Source organism: Sphingomonas populi, from assembly GCF_004208535.1.
Classification (GTDB): Bacteria; Pseudomonadota; Alphaproteobacteria; order Sphingomonadales; family Sphingomonadaceae; genus Sphingomonas; species Sphingomonas populi.
The window spans coordinates 270,443-283,962 of sequence record NZ_SGIS01000001.1 but is presented as its reverse complement, the minus strand read 5'-3'; the positions used below and the strand labels follow the sequence as shown (position 1 = coordinate 283,962).

Here is a 13,520-nt window from a genome sequence, read left to right as displayed (position 1 = left end):
GCTCCTATGACGACATCGTCGACCATTGCTGCGACGCCTGGAACAAGCTGGTCGACCAGCCCTGGAAGATCATGTCTATCGGCCTGCGTGATTGGGCTCGCGAGTTCTGATCAGTGAATCTTGGTATAACAGGCACTTTCGTTCGCTTCGTCCCAAAGGTGCGAACGCTTTCAGATATCAAAGCGTTCATCGAGAACCTTGATTGATAAATAACAAGTCGGTTCGATACCAATAGTACCGATCTCGCCCGTGTGGTGGCCCGTTTCCTTGCTCAATAAGGAAACGGGCTTTTTTTCAAGCTTATAAGCCGTTTTTCGCGCCTTCCATGTAAATATTTGCATGGAAAATACTACAACAACGGAGAGCTTAAAGCAGCTTCTTAAATACGATCCCGAAACCGGCATCTTAATCTGGCGATCGAACGCAAAGATAGCCGGGTATCTCGGCAGCGATGGTTACCTACGCATCCAATGTCGCTATCGTAAATACCGCGCACATCGCGTCGCATGGTTGCTCCATTACGGTGAATGGCCCTCGATGCATCTTGATCATCGTGACGGTGATCGCAGCAACAATGCTATCACCAACCTGCGTGTCGCAACGCCAGCACAAAACAGCGCTAACACCTCACGCGCGCGTCGCAGCGATCTCCCACGAGGCGTTCACCGCGCGCGTGAGCGATATATCGCCGTCATTGAGCACCAGTCCAAGCGTTACAGGCTAGGCAGGTTCGATACACCAGAGTTGGCATCGGCGGCTTATCGCCAAGCCGCGCAAGAGCTTCATGGCGAATTCGCCTTCATCAATCGTGAGGTGCGATAATGGCGCGCAGCGATCTTGTCCGGACGCTTTCGCGCGCAGGGTGGACGGTTGACGATCTAGCCGAATATTTCGAGCTAACCGGCACTATGATCCGGCTCATCATCGCCAATCGAGCATGATCAGCTATCATCGCGCCAGACAGGTGGCGCAAAACCTTGAAGGCGATCCTGATACGCGCGCCCTTATCCTCGCCTACATTGAGCAAGAGCAACGAGGGCCAAAGGATTGGGAAGCGCTCACCGATCGCGATTATAGCGTCAGGGCCGCTAACAGGGCCGTGGAGGCCATAAGTAGGGTAGGGACGCTCACCAGTGACATCGCGGCTCTCAACGACCGTGTGGCGTCGTTGGAGGCTGTCTGCCTCGAATTAGAGGAGATGCTGATAGCGGCGTTGCAGATGATCGAGGCGCGATAGCCGCTCTGATAAATATGGGATGCGCAACGGCCTTCCAATCATCCGACATTTCGAAGGCTGTAAGCTCAAAGCCTATCCCGATCCCGCTACGGGCGGCGTTCCTTGGACGATCGGCTGGGGGCGTACCACTGGCGTCAAGCGCGGCGATACATGCGCCCAAGCACAAGCAGATGCGTGGCTTATTGCCGAGTATGATCATTTCGAAAGTGAGGTGCTCAACCTCACGCACCGTCATGGCACCGATAATCAGATTGGGGCGCTCACCGCCTTCGCCTACAATGTCGGGCTCGTGAACCTCAAAAGCTCCACGCTGCTCAAACGCCATCTTGCCGGTGAGTATGTCGAAGCCGCTGCCGAATTCGCCCATTGGAGCCGCGCGAACGAAAAAATTATGGCGGGCCTTACAACGCGCCGAGCCGCCGAAGCCGCGCTTTACCTTTCCTAAATACCCGGTGAGTGGCTATCTTGATGCGTGTTTTGAGCGCTCACCATCTCGATAGTCACCCGCCGCTTCAATAAACCCTTGTTAATGGATTGTCCTTAACGAATCGATCGGTTAAGCCCGGCGGATCGTTGAAAGGATTGAACATGGCCCTGCGAGATTTCATCGCCCTCATTGATGAGAAGCTTCACGATGTATTTGTCGCTACCGCTCCCGATCCATCGAGGGCGCGAAAGCCGGTCCTGAAAGCGATTGAGCGAGCGAAGGCGCAGTTTGAAGCTGGCAAGCAACCGCGCGGGGATTCGAAGTGGTGGAGTGCGAACAACAACGTGGTGCATTTTACGCCCAACATCGACGGGAAGCCGCTCGATTTCGGTAAGCGGTTCAACACCATCCCGGCAGAGCGGTTTGTGCAAGCGCTCGATCACCTCAGGGACGCCGTTGAAAAAGGCGAGCTTGACGAGATGATCACCAGTGAGGGTAGCACGCGAGCCAAACCGGTTAGCGCCGCCGCTGGTAAAAAGCGTGCCGGGTGGAGCGAAGAGCGTAAGGCGAAGTTTGCAGCCACCCAAGCAGCGAAAAAAGCCGGGAAGTCCGCTTAAACGGCTCCGAAAGGTCAAAGAAAAGCCGGGGCGGCAACGCCTCGGCTTTCTTCGTTCTAATGCTGCTTGAACGCTGTCAGAGCTTCGAGGCCATCGACTCTGCTACTGATCGCGGCGAATAAACCGCGTCCCAATATTCGCCGAATTCATCGCCTTCGCGCGTCTTAAGGGTGATTTGAACGGTCGCGTTCTGATAGGTCTGCGTCGTCCAAGTCGCATGATCGCGCGGGGTCGGTGGCGTTACGGTGCTACTCACGGGTTCCCCATACTTGGCGCGCATCCCGGCGCGCACCATCGCCATGCAACCGTCGCCCGAAATTGAACCGCCGCCGAGCGTTAGCGTGGTGAGACGCTTTTCCTTGGTGCCGTCAACGGTCCAGTCGATCCCTGCGTGGCACTTTGGCGTAAGATACACACCATGCTTGGGATAAGCGTTGTGGACGCTCATTCCGGGCTCAAGGTAGGTGATCCCACCCCAAAGCTCTACGGGCGCTTCCTGTGCCGCTACGGGGGCGCTCACCAGTGCGAGCGCGATCAACAGTGCCTTCATCATTTTCCCTTCCTGTAACCGGGATGATGTCGCTCCAGCCGTGATCAAGGTCAATGGCGATAGTCCATCCCGGTTTGGTGCTCGTCATATTCCTTGGGGTACTGGCGATCGATCGAGAGGCCGGTCTTGAAAAGCATTTCCTCAACCGGATCAGTGAAGGGGTTTTCGTATTCTTTTTCCGCCTCGATGCAGTAGATGCGCCGCGCGATGATGTCGCGGATCGCCACCTTTGACGGCCAAGTGATCATGTCTCGAAGCATGGCGACCTTTGCGGTATCGATCATATCGTAAGCCTCGCGAGCATCGCGTCGGTGACGCTTATCTCACCGTCATCCTCACACTGATCGATGATCGCGTTGGCCGTATCGCGATCGAGCTTGGCAAACGTGAGGAAATGCGCGAGCGATCCTTTAAGGGTGAGTCCGACGCTATCGCCCGTGATATCATCCCATATGCTGTAGCCTTGCGGTTGATAGCAGGCATAGGGAAATGGCATCGCCGCATCGTAATCCCATTCCCACCACTGTTCTACCACGACAACGAAGTGCTCGCTCTTTATCGTGCGCGTCTGATACACGCACCAAGCATTAGGCGCACGATGTAGCGAGTGTGTCACACTCACGCCGTCAACGGTGTCCCGAACGATCTTGCGACGCTTCCGCGCATCCCAGATGTCGAAGCCGATAGGAGGTTCGGGAGCGATTTTGTCGGCTTCTTGCTGAATCAACTGGCAAGCGTCTTCCTGCCACATGGGTTCGAAGCTGTCATATACGCTATGATGATGGTTGATTTTGATCGCCTTCACTGCTTGTGCCTCCAAGCGCGCGGTTGATGCGTATAGCCACCATCCGTGTCCACCAGCTTGCGGAACAACACGACGGCGTTAGCGCGCTCACCATCACTGGTGCTCGGATGCGTTGCCACTTCGAGTAAGTTAATCGTCCGGTTGTTCATGGCTGAATCTGCCCTTGCCAACGGATCAAGAAAAGCTCGGCATCTCCCTCTGAATAGAACTCAAAGTAGCTCTCGTGCGGGTCTTCACGGTAGTCCCATGCTTGGCCCCGGCTGCCGATATTCCCGGATATCCACGTTGGCACAGGCGCATCATGCACGACATCTACATACTCGAGATCGTCAAGGATGACCTTCACCAGAACCTGTTTGTGCATCTGCTTAATCCCTGCGTTTGTTCGTCACCATTGATGAGAACCACAAGCGCACCGTTGCGGTCAAGAGCGCCAAAGTTGGGGATTAAGTTTATAATTGATTAGCGGCTAAGTAGTTTGTCGAAATCTACTTAATCCACGCAAATAGCCTCTCGGGCGGAGTGCGCATTTCTATAAGCGATTATCGTCTAAAATTTATTTTCAACGGCGACATTGATAGCCGCGCTAATCAATTAACGGCTTCTGGCGCGTTCCATAAGCGCGATGAGCACCGTCCGATTCGCGTCACTGGTGACTGATTCGAGCATGGCAAGCTGCGCACTGTTGAGCCCATCCGGCAAAGGGGCAGGGGCCTTCCGCTTACTCATCGTCGCTGCGGTGGCGCGCCCGTTCGAGCGTCGTCCAAAGCTCGTGGAGATCGGTGTCGCTGATCGCTCCCCAAAACCATTTGTAGCGAACCGATAGCTCATCATCACCGCCAGCGCGTCGCCAAGCTAGGTCGGGTTCATCATCCTCATCGGTGAGGGAGCCGCGCCGCCAGTTTGCCGCGCCACCTCCAATCGTGCGCTCGGCAGCGGTGATGAGCAATGCGCGGCAATACATCCGCCAGACGCGGCGACGTTCTTCGCCCGTGGCCGCAACGCTTCGGTCGTGGTGGTAGATTTCGGTGATCGTGAGAGGCACCGAGTATTTAGGCGGTAGGCCCCGTTTCGACGGCACCAAATTTCGCGAGCATGTCAGCGATCTCGTGTTGAAGAAGGTCACTCGGCACGGAGAAGGTGCGGTAGGAAAAAATATTCGAGGCGCTCCTGATCGCGCCTGACGAAGTATGAGGCGTCTTGGCGCAACGTGGTCGAGTGTGGCGAGTTGGCAACAGCGACCGTTCAGGCTTGACGTGATTCGAAGAAGGGTTTCTACAACCCGAAGGGATCAGCGATCCCTCGCGCAGCCAAGTGCCCAGCGCGCTCTAACTTTCCCGCTCAATGTAACGCGGGATTTTTTGAAGCGCGAAAGGGTGTAACGTGAACCGCTGGCAGGCAATATCCGAGATCATCAAAGCCTTCATCGATAAGGGGCACGCGGGCTTTGCGTTTGGCACCGTGTTGGTCTTTGCGTCCGTGCTGATCTTTACCGCAATCGCCGGTGCGATCGGCGTCGGAAAAGTGTCCGAGACGGTGAGGGTTGCGGTTTCATCTCACCCGCCGCCCAAGCTGACGCTTCCTTGAATGCTTTGTTCAGTGGCCTTCGCGCGATCTGGAACGTCGCTGCCAGATGTTTCAAAACTGCCGGTTTGAAACACCTTGCATGGGGTAATCCCTCCCCCAATCGGGCAGAGGGAAAACCCCATGTTTCATGAAACATGAAAAAAAATCTCGTAAGTTATTGATATTTAAGCGACGGCAACTGCCTTCGCTACCATCGTTCACAAACGCGCCGCGAAAACGTGGTGCGGATCGTTCAGCACCAGCATCGCATCCTTCCGCGCCAGCGCGACCAGGCTGAGGCCATGCGCGCGTGCGTGATCGACCGCGAGCGCGGTCGGCGCGGAGATGCCGACCAGCATCGGCGCGCCCGCGACCAGCGCCTTGTCGACCATCTCGAAGCTGATCCGCGAGGTGACCAGCAGGAAGCCCTCGGTGATCCGGGCGGGCGCACACGCGCCGATCAGCTTGTCGAGCGCGTTGTGGCGGCCGACATCTTCGCGCGCCGCTACGATCGCGCCGGCGGCGTCGCACAGAGCGGCGGCGTGGAGCGCGCCGGTCGCGGCGGTGAGCGGCTGGTGTGCGCGGATTGCCTCAAGCGCGGCGAACACGGCGGCGGCGCTGGTATGCGGCGTCGGTGCGTGGCGCGCGACCGGGCGGACGACTTGCTCCAGACCGGAGACGCCGCACAGCCCGCAGGCGGTGTCACTGGTGCGGTGGCGGACCCGGTCGTGGATTCGGCCGGCGCAACGTTCGGCGACCGTCGCACGGACGATCCAGCCGGCGGGCGTCTCGAACGCGTCGAGATCAAGAATATCGGCGGGCGAATCGATCAGCCGTTCGGTCAGCAGGAAGCCGGTCGTGAGATCGTCGAGCGCGGCGGGGGTCGCCATCAGCACGGCATAGCCAATGCCGTTGACCTCGATCGCCACCGCTGCCTCGATCGCGATGGTGCGCTCATCCGTATGCGCGCCATCGCGGGTGAGGACGAGGATGTGTTCGGTACGCGTCGTCATATCGGCAGGTCCGCAGGTGTGTTGACGTTGAACAGCGGCGCGGGGGCGGGCACGGCGATAGCGCCGGTCGCGTCGGCCCAGCGGCGGATCGAGAGTGCGGCGCTCTTGGTGCCGCTGGCATGCCCGTCGAGCCGCGTCGCGAGCATCCCGGCGGCATCGGCACGCCAGCAGCCGAGGATCGGCGCGTCGCTGCAATAGGCGGGCGCGCGAGCGATCAGATCGGCGATCAGCACGGGTGGCACGCGCGGCATGTCGCAGCCGATCGTGAGGACCTGTGTGTATCCGCGCGTTTCGGCATGGTGCAACGCGGCTGCGATCCCGCCGAGTGGGCCGAGGCCGGGCAATGGGCGGTCGGCAAGCGACGGCAGTCGACCCCAGTCGCGGCCGCACACCACCAGCGTCGTCACGAACGGTTCGAGCGCGGCGGCCGCATGCGCGATCAGCGGTTGCCCGTCGAGCAGCGCCAGCGCCTTGTCGCTCCCAAACCGGCTCGACGCGCCGCCCGCGATGATCGCGCCGAGGATCATCGGGGTTGCTCTGCTGCCCCCGCCGTTCGTCCCGAGCGAAGCCGAGGGACATTACGCAGGTGCCTCGACTTCGCTCGGCACGAACGGCGGGGGGTGCGTTGCATAAGCTGAGGCCGCTTCATGAGGGGAAATGAGGCTTTATAATCGCCCATCATACGGATGGGGCGCCCGCGCAGATAGCGCGACGTTGCAGTGGCCAAGCAAAACTGGCGCATCCTCGGTTTGCACCGACACGCCACCATGCCGATATTGCCATCAGGGTCGCTTGCCCCATAGAAGCGCGCCCGAGACGCCCCGTCGCCAAGCTGGAAACCGTTATGACCACGCATACCACCCGCATGTTGATCCTTGGCTCCGGGCCGGCCGGCCTCACCGCCGCTATCTACGGCGCCCGCGCCGGGCTGAAGCCGATTCTCGTGCAGGGCATCCAGCCCGGTGGCCAGCTCATGACGACCACCGATGTCGAGAACTACCCCGGTTTCGCCGACGTCATCCAGGGGCCGTGGCTGATGGAGCAGATGCAGAAGCAGGCCGAGCATGTCGGCACGCAACTCATGTACGACACGATCGTCGAGGTCGATGTCTCGCAGCGCCCGTTCCGGCTGATCGGTGACGGCGGCGACGTGTATGAGGGCGACACGCTGGTGATCGCGACCGGCGCGCAGGCCAAGTGGCTCGGGCTGGACAGCGAGGAGGCCTTGAAGGGCAAGGGCGTCAGCGCCTGCGCGACCTGCGACGGTTTCTTCTATCGCGGCAAGAAGGTCGCGGTGATCGGGGGCGGCAACACTGCGGTCGAGGAGGCTTTGTACCTTACCAATCATTCGCCCGACGTGACGATCATCCACCGCCGCGACCATTTCCGAGCCGAGAAGATCCTCCAGGACCGGCTGTTCGCGCACAAGAACGTGAGCGTGTTGTGGAACAAGGAAGTCGCCGAATTCGTCGATGGCGGCGGCACGGCGGGCCTGATCGCGCTGGAGCTGCGCGACACGGTGACGGGCGAGCGGTCGCGGCTCGACACCGACGGCGGCTTTGTCGCGATCGGCCATCACCCGGCGACCGAGCTGTTTCGTGGCCATGTTGAGCTTGATGAGGATCATTACATCAAGGTCGAGACCGGCACGACCAAGACCAATGTCCCCGGCGTGTTCGCGTGCGGCGACGTGATGGACAAGCATTACCGCCAGGCGGTGACCGCAGCCGGCAGCGGCTGTATGGCCGCGCTCGATGCCGAACGCTTCCTTGCGGCGGAGGATTTCAAGGTGGCGGAAGCGGCGGAATAGCCGACCCGTTCGTCATCCCAGCGGACGCTGGGATCTCTCGGTGGCGCGACCGCCTAGCCCCGGAAAGACCCCAGCTTGCGTTGGGGTGACGGTGAGTGGGTGTTGTCGTTCTTCAGATCGCTGCGATGATCCGCTCAAAGAGCCAGTCCGCGTCACCCTCACGCGCGAAGCTATGCGAGGGGCTGTCGAGCGTTTCGATCGGCGCGGCGAGCGTTGCGGTCTTCGTCGCATCGCGAAAGGCGATCGCGGTCGCGTCACCGGCAGCGAGCAGGATCGTCGCTCGTACGCCCCAGCCATCCAGCGCGGCGATCAGTCGCGCGGCGAGGCTGTCCTCGCCTGGTGACCGCGTTTGCGACGCTTTGCGCAAACCACCGACGAGGCTGCGCAGGTTCACGCCGCCGCTTGCCAGCCGGAGCCATTCGCGCGGACTCTTCAGCTTCTCGGCATAGCGCGCGCGGATCGCGGCGGCAGGCGGGAGCGCGTCGGTGTCCTCGATCACCCACGGATTGGCCAGAATCAGCCGATCGATCCCGGCGCACTGCCCGAACAGCGCGAGCGCGGTCGCGGCGTCGCAATTGCCGAACGCCACGAGGCGGCGCATGCCCGTTTCGGCCGCGAATGTCGCCGCCGCCGCAGCGATGTCGGGTGCGGACGACAGAAAACCGCCATTCTCCCCGCTCGAATCGCCGACCCCGCGTCGGTCGAAGCGGAACACCGGCACCCCCGCCGCCGCCAGCCGCGCGGCAAGCAACGCCATACCGCGATGCGCGCCACTGCGGATTTCGTTCCCGCCCGAGACGATCAGCAGCCCGGTTTCGCCCGAGGCTTCATCGAGCGTGCCAAGCAGGCGCTCGCCGGCGCAGGGAAAGGCGATCAGCCGCCGCATCGCGCGATCCATGCCGCGATATCGTCGGCGAGCAACGCGGCGAGGGCGGGATCGTTGCTTGGCTCGGCACGGCGCCAGAGTGGCGTGCCGGGCACATGGCGATCGGCAGGCTTACGATCGGTGTCGAGGCGCACGGTGCGGACATGACCACCGTCGTCTTGCCGCCAAGGCTCATAGACGCTCAAGGCGGTCAGGAGGCTCGTTGAAATCCGATTTCCCGCGATTTCGACGTGTTGGTCTTCCACACCCTCAGGTTTAGCGACATCGAAATACCATAAGTCGCCGAGAAGGACGCGCGCGCCGATCGACGCTTGCTTTACGCGCTTTAAATCACGCAGCAATTCCGGGCCGGTCTGTGGCGCGAAATGCCAGCGACCGCTGAACAGAGCGAGCTTGTCGAGGATCGCGCCGCTACGAATGGCAACGCTGTAAAGTGCGCGCCCAGCCTCCCAATCGGCTTTGCTCGCGCGCTCGATCCCTTCAGCAACATCAAAGATGCTACAAGTTTCCAGCGGCACGAGGCTCTCGCCTTGCCCCGGCAGATCGGGCAGCGCGCTCGCCACCCCGCGCGCGGCGAGCGCCCGGCACAATGTCACGACGAACGCGCGCGTGCGGTTGGCTTCTTCGAACAGCGGCATCGCGATCACCACGATCGGGCCGGTCTCTGGCCCGAAGCGCAGCATCGCCTCGCGGCCGCCGCGCCAGTCGTAATGGTCGATCAACCGCCCGCGCTCATCGCGGCGCTTTGGTCGCCGCGAAGCGGACGAGCGCGCCGAACGTCTCGAGCATCTCGCCATCGACCTCGTCGTCTTCGATCAGGATGCCGAGCCGCTCCTCCAATTCGGTGAGCACGCCCGCGACCGCCATCGAGTCGAGCTCGGGCATCGCGCCGAACAGCAATGTGTCGTCCCGCAAAGCGGCGGCGCGCGCTTCGCTCAGCCCCAACACATCGCGCAACACCGCGCGCACGGTCGTCTCGATCGTCGAAATATCGTCTGGCAGCACTGCAGGCCCATCCTTCCCTTTTCGGCGCGCGTTAGAGAAAGGCCGTGCATCTGCCAAGGGCCGGGGTTTTCATCCGGGACTTCACAGCGCGGCGGACTCGGCTATCAGGGCGTGATGATCGCCCTCGATCCCGTGCCGCGCCCGATCGACACGCTGCCGCTGCGCGGACAGGCGGGAGACGTGGCGCTCGCGTTCAAGAGCGGCGACGTGACATATGCCGAACTTGAGCGGCACGTTGGCACCGCCGCCGCGTGGCTTGCGCGCACGCTTGATGAACCCGGCGCGCGGGTGGCGAACTGGCTCCCCAAGACGGCGACTGCGTGCCTGCTGCCGCTCGCCGCGCCGCGTGCCGGGCTGGTGCATGTGCCGGTCAACCCGGTGCTCAAGCGCGCTCAGGTGGCGCATATCCTCGCCGACAGCGGCGCGCGGCTGCTCGTCACGCAGGCGGCGCGGGCGGCTACACTGGAACCGGGCGACGTGCCGGCCGATTGCCGGATCGTGCTGGAGGAAGAGCTTGCCGGCGGCGACGATACTCTGCCGCCTTCGCGCGCCGACACAGATACGCTTGCGGCAATCCTCTACACCTCGGGATCGACCGGGCGGCCGAAGGGCGTCATGCTCAGCCATGCGAACCTGTGGCTCGGCGCGATCAGCGTGGCGCATTACCTGAAGATCATGCCCGCCGACCGTGTGCTTGGCGTGTTGCCGCTGAGTTTCGATTACGGACAAAACCAGCTTTTCTCGACCTGGGCGGCGGGCGGATCGGTCGCGCCGCTCGATTACCTCACCGCGCGCGATGTGGTGAAGGCGGTCGAACGCTTCGGTGCGACGACGCTCGCGGGCGTGCCGCCGCTGTGGGTGCAAGTGCTCGACGCCGAATGGCCCCAAGAGACGGCGGCGCGGCTGCGGCGCCTCACCAACTCAGGCGGCGCGCTGACGGTGCCGATCATCGCGGGTCTGCGCGCCAAATTCCCGCAGGCCGATCTCTACCCGATGTACGGCCTCACCGAAGCGTTCCGCTCGACCTACCTCGCGCCCGAACTGGTTGACGCGCACCCGCACGCGATCGGCCGCGCGATCCCGTTCGCCGAGGTGATGGCGGTGCGCGCCGACGGCGCCCGCGCGGCCCCGGAGGAGCCGGGCGAGCTGGTCCATGCCGGGCCGCTGGTGGCGCAAGGCTATTGGCGTGATACCGAGCGCACCGCCTTGCGCTTCCGCCCCGCGCCGGACTGGTCGGAAAGCGGTGGCATGGCGGTGTGGTCGGGCGACACCGTGGTCGAAGGTGCGGACGGATTGTTTCGCTTCGTCGGCCGGGATGACGAGATGATTAAAAGCGCCGGCAACCGCATCAGCCCCACCGAGATCGAGGATGCGGTGCTGAGCGGTGGAGAGGTAGGCGAGGCGGTGGCGATCGGCGTGGCCGACGCGCGGCTCGGGCAGGCGATCGTGGTGGTGGCGCGCGCGCTCGGCGATGCTGCCCAGGCCGAGACGGCGGTGCGCGCGCGGCTGCGCGCTGAGTTGCCGAGCTTCATGCAGCCCGCACGCTATGAATGGCGCGATGCGCTGCCGGTCAACGCCAACGGCAAGCTCGACCGCGCAGCGCTGCGCCGTGAGGTGACGGCATGAAGCCGATGGGGACGATCCCGGCCGATTTCGCCGGTGCGCCGCTCGTCATCGCCGGGCGCAGCGCGGAGGAATGGGTCGATGTCGCAGGCGACACGCCGCTGTTCGTGTACGATTTCGCCGCCGTCGCGCGTCGGGTGGCGCGGTTCCGGGCGGCATTTGCCGGCGTCGATTTGCACTATGCGATCAAGGCCAATCCGTTTGCGCCACTGCTCGCCGCGATGGCGCCGCTGGTCGACGGGTTCGATGTCGCTTCGGCGGGCGAACTCGCGCGCGTGACGGCGTTGAAGCGCGGCCATGCGATCAGCTTCGCCGGGCCGGGCAAGCGCCGGGACGAGATCGAAGCGGCGATCCGCGCCGGCATCACCATCAACCTCGAATCGGAAGGCGAGGCGGCGCGGGCGATCGCGATTGGCGACATGCTCGGGCTCGTCCCGCGTCTCGCGGTACGGGTTAACCCCGAGATCGAGTTGCGGGGATCGGGCATGCGGATGGGGGGCAGGGCATCCCCATTCGGGGTCGATTCCGATCGCGCCGCCGCGCTCGCGCGTGAAGTGATCGAATCCGGTGCGGAGTGGTGCGGCTTCCATATCTTCGCCGGATCGCAGGCGCTCGACGAGCAGGCGATCATCGAGACGCAGGCCGAGACGCTCGCCCTGGCGGCGCGGCTCAGCGAGCAGGTCGGCGTCGTGCCGCCGCTGGTCAATCTCGGCGGCGGCTTCGGTATCCCCTACTTTCCCGGTGAGGTGCCGCTCGATATCGAAAACATCGGCGCTGCGCTTGCCGAGCGGCTCGGTTCGCTGCCGGCTGCGCTCGACGGCACGCGCTTCGCGATCGAACTCGGGCGCTGGCTGGTCGGCGAGGCGGGCGTGTATCTGACCCGCGTGGTCGATCGGAAGGTGAGCCGGGGCGAGACCTTCATCGTCACCGATGGCGGCATGAACCACCAGCTCGCCGCGAGCGGCAATCTCGGCACGGTCGTCCGCCGCAACTATCCGGTCGCCGTCGCCACCGCGCCCGCCGGCGCACCGACCGAGGTCGCCAGCGTCGTCGGCCCGTTATGTACCCCGCTCGACAGGCTCGCCGATCGCGTCGAAATTCCGCTCGCGCACCCCGGCGATCTGATCGCGGTGTTCATGGCGGGGGCCTATGGTCTCTCCGCCAGTCCGGCCGGATTTCTCGGCCACCCGGCGCCGGCGGAAATCCTGGCAGGCGGGCCGGACGTTCCTAACGCAATCTTCACCTCTCCAAAGGCATAGCCCGACCATCGCCGCGGACTTGCACGCCTGACGGAGCGTGCCGGTTGTAGCAGCAGGGAGTTTGGTGGATGCGTACTTCGGGGCTTCTCAAGGGCTGTGTCACGGCTGGCGCGACCGCGCTCGCGCTGAACGGGTGCGCGACGGGCGGCGGCGGGCAACTCCCGCCGGCGGCGTTCGTCGCCACGCAGGAACAGCCGGGCGAGGAATATGTCATCGGCCCGCTCGACCAGCTCAACATCTTCGTTTGGCGTAACCCCGAACTGTCGGCGAAGGTGCAGGTGCGTCCCGACGGCCGCATCACCACGCCCCTCATCAGCGACATGCCCGCCGTGGGCAAGACCCCGGCGATGCTCGCCGACGACATGAAGATCGCGCTGGGCGAATATATCAAAGACCCGATCGTCTCCGTGATCGTCGAGAATTTCAGCGGCACCTTCAGCCAGCAGGTCCGTATCGTCGGCGCGACCGCGAAGCCCGCTTCGATCCCGTACCGCGCCAACATGACCTTGCTTGACGCGATGATCGCGGTCGGCGGTTTGAGCGAATATGCCGCCGGCAACCGCGCCAAGCTGATCCGCTACGATCGCGGCACCGGCAAGCAGGTCGAATACAATATCAAGCTGTCGAACCTGCTCAAGAATGGCGATTCGCATGCGAACGTCCGGCTCGAACCGGGCGATGTCATCATCATCCCCGAGAGCATGTTCTGAGAGGGCCGGGCA

The 13,520-nt window shown here is 62.9% G+C and carries 19 protein-coding genes; 9 read left to right on the top strand and 10 right to left on the bottom strand.

Annotation, left to right across the window (positions count from 1 at the left end; translation table 11 throughout):
- Window positions 1-339: 339 nt before the first annotated feature.
- From EWE75_RS01360 to EWE75_RS01345, 4 genes are all read left to right on the top strand, one after another.
- Complete coding sequence (locus EWE75_RS01360) at window positions 340-822, top strand: HNH endonuclease (protein ID WP_130154883.1); 483 nt, start codon at window positions 340-342, stop codon at window positions 820-822.
- A gap of 115 nt (window positions 823-937) precedes the next feature.
- Window positions 938-1,237: a hypothetical protein gene (locus EWE75_RS01355; protein ID WP_130154882.1), complete on the top strand. Its 300-nt coding sequence runs from the start codon at window positions 938-940 to the stop codon at window positions 1,235-1,237.
- A 19-nt stretch (window positions 1,238-1,256) separates the two neighbouring features.
- Window positions 1,257-1,682 carry a lysozyme gene (locus EWE75_RS01350; RefSeq protein WP_130154881.1) on the top strand — a complete coding sequence of 142 codons (426 nt, stop codon included), beginning with the start codon at window positions 1,257-1,259 and terminating at the stop codon, window positions 1,680-1,682.
- 143 nt (window positions 1,683-1,825) lie between these two features.
- A complete protein-coding gene (locus tag EWE75_RS01345) occupies window positions 1,826-2,281 on the top strand; it encodes a hypothetical protein (protein WP_130154880.1) in 456 nt (151 codons plus the stop codon).
- A gap of 76 nt (window positions 2,282-2,357) precedes the next feature.
- On the opposite strand, the gene EWE75_RS01340 is transcribed toward EWE75_RS01345, so the two are convergent.
- The 5 genes from EWE75_RS01340 to EWE75_RS01320 form a co-directional block, all read right to left on the bottom strand.
- A complete protein-coding gene (locus EWE75_RS01340; RefSeq protein ID WP_130154879.1) occupies window positions 2,358-2,834 on the bottom strand; it encodes a hypothetical protein in 477 nt (158 codons plus the stop codon).
- Between the two features lie 47 nt (window positions 2,835-2,881).
- Window positions 2,882-3,115 (bottom strand): hypothetical protein, encoded by a 234-nt coding sequence (locus tag EWE75_RS01335; RefSeq protein ID WP_130154878.1) that lies wholly within the window; start codon window positions 3,113-3,115, stop codon window positions 2,882-2,884.
- Window positions 3,112-3,636 carry a hypothetical protein gene (locus tag EWE75_RS01330; protein WP_130154877.1) on the bottom strand — a complete coding sequence of 175 codons (525 nt, stop codon included), beginning with the start codon at window positions 3,634-3,636 and terminating at the stop codon, window positions 3,112-3,114. The genes EWE75_RS01335 and EWE75_RS01330 overlap by 4 nt, the downstream gene beginning before the upstream one ends.
- Before the next feature lie 145 nt (window positions 3,637-3,781).
- Complete coding sequence (locus EWE75_RS01325; RefSeq protein WP_130154876.1) at window positions 3,782-4,000, bottom strand: hypothetical protein; 219 nt, start codon at window positions 3,998-4,000, stop codon at window positions 3,782-3,784.
- A gap of 357 nt (window positions 4,001-4,357) precedes the next feature.
- The gene (locus EWE75_RS01320; protein WP_165388233.1) at window positions 4,358-4,681 is read right to left on the bottom strand and encodes a hypothetical protein; all 324 of its coding nucleotides are present in this window, start codon (window positions 4,679-4,681) and stop codon (window positions 4,358-4,360) included.
- Window positions 4,682-5,019: 338 nt separating this feature from the next.
- On the opposite strand from EWE75_RS01320, the gene EWE75_RS01315 reads away from it, so the two are divergent.
- A complete protein-coding gene (locus EWE75_RS01315) occupies window positions 5,020-5,223 on the top strand; it encodes a hypothetical protein (RefSeq protein ID WP_130154874.1) in 204 nt (67 codons plus the stop codon).
- 197 nt (window positions 5,224-5,420) lie between these two features.
- Here the strand turns inward: EWE75_RS01315 and fdhD are convergent, their stop codons facing one another.
- Complete coding sequence (gene fdhD / locus EWE75_RS01310) at window positions 5,421-6,215, bottom strand: formate dehydrogenase accessory sulfurtransferase FdhD (RefSeq protein ID WP_130154873.1); 795 nt, start codon at window positions 6,213-6,215, stop codon at window positions 5,421-5,423.
- The gene (gene mobA / locus EWE75_RS01305) at window positions 6,212-6,742 is read right to left on the bottom strand and encodes a molybdenum cofactor guanylyltransferase (protein WP_130154872.1); all 531 of its coding nucleotides are present in this window, start codon (window positions 6,740-6,742) and stop codon (window positions 6,212-6,214) included. The genes fdhD and mobA overlap by 4 nt, the downstream gene beginning before the upstream one ends.
- Window positions 6,743-7,059: 317 nt before the next feature.
- On the opposite strand from mobA, the gene trxB reads away from it, so the two are divergent.
- On the top strand, window positions 7,060-8,025 hold the full coding sequence (gene trxB / locus EWE75_RS01300; protein WP_130154871.1) for a thioredoxin-disulfide reductase: 966 nt from the start codon (window positions 7,060-7,062) through the stop codon (window positions 8,023-8,025).
- 112 nt (window positions 8,026-8,137) lie between these two features.
- Here the strand turns inward: trxB and EWE75_RS01295 are convergent, their stop codons facing one another.
- The 3 genes from EWE75_RS01295 to EWE75_RS01285 are packed head-to-tail and all read right to left on the bottom strand — an operon-like array spanning window position 8,138 to window position 9,916.
- Window positions 8,138-8,911 carry a hydrolase 1, exosortase A system-associated gene (locus EWE75_RS01295; protein WP_130154915.1) on the bottom strand — a complete coding sequence of 258 codons (774 nt, stop codon included), beginning with the start codon at window positions 8,909-8,911 and terminating at the stop codon, window positions 8,138-8,140.
- Window positions 8,899-9,633, bottom strand: coding sequence for an alpha/beta fold hydrolase (locus EWE75_RS01290; RefSeq protein WP_130154870.1), 735 nt, complete (start codon window positions 9,631-9,633; stop codon window positions 8,899-8,901). The genes EWE75_RS01295 and EWE75_RS01290 overlap by 13 nt, the downstream gene beginning before the upstream one ends.
- A gap of 10 nt (window positions 9,634-9,643) precedes the next feature.
- Window positions 9,644-9,916 carry an acyl carrier protein gene (locus EWE75_RS01285; protein WP_130154869.1) on the bottom strand — a complete coding sequence of 91 codons (273 nt, stop codon included), beginning with the start codon at window positions 9,914-9,916 and terminating at the stop codon, window positions 9,644-9,646.
- Between the two features lie 114 nt (window positions 9,917-10,030).
- Between EWE75_RS01285 and EWE75_RS01280 the strand changes: the two genes are divergently transcribed.
- From EWE75_RS01280 to EWE75_RS01270, 3 genes are all read left to right on the top strand, one after another.
- Window positions 10,031-11,542: an acyl-CoA ligase (AMP-forming), exosortase A system-associated gene (locus tag EWE75_RS01280; RefSeq protein ID WP_206364649.1), complete on the top strand. Its 1,512-nt coding sequence runs from the start codon at window positions 10,031-10,033 to the stop codon at window positions 11,540-11,542.
- On the top strand, window positions 11,539-12,798 hold the full coding sequence (locus EWE75_RS01275; RefSeq protein WP_130154868.1) for a pyridoxal-dependent decarboxylase, exosortase A system-associated: 1,260 nt from the start codon (window positions 11,539-11,541) through the stop codon (window positions 12,796-12,798). The genes EWE75_RS01280 and EWE75_RS01275 overlap by 4 nt, the downstream gene beginning before the upstream one ends.
- Window positions 12,799-12,866: 68 nt before the next feature.
- A complete protein-coding gene (locus EWE75_RS01270) occupies window positions 12,867-13,508 on the top strand; it encodes an XrtA/PEP-CTERM system exopolysaccharide export protein (RefSeq protein ID WP_130154867.1) in 642 nt (213 codons plus the stop codon).
- Window positions 13,509-13,520: the final 12 nt, after the last annotated feature.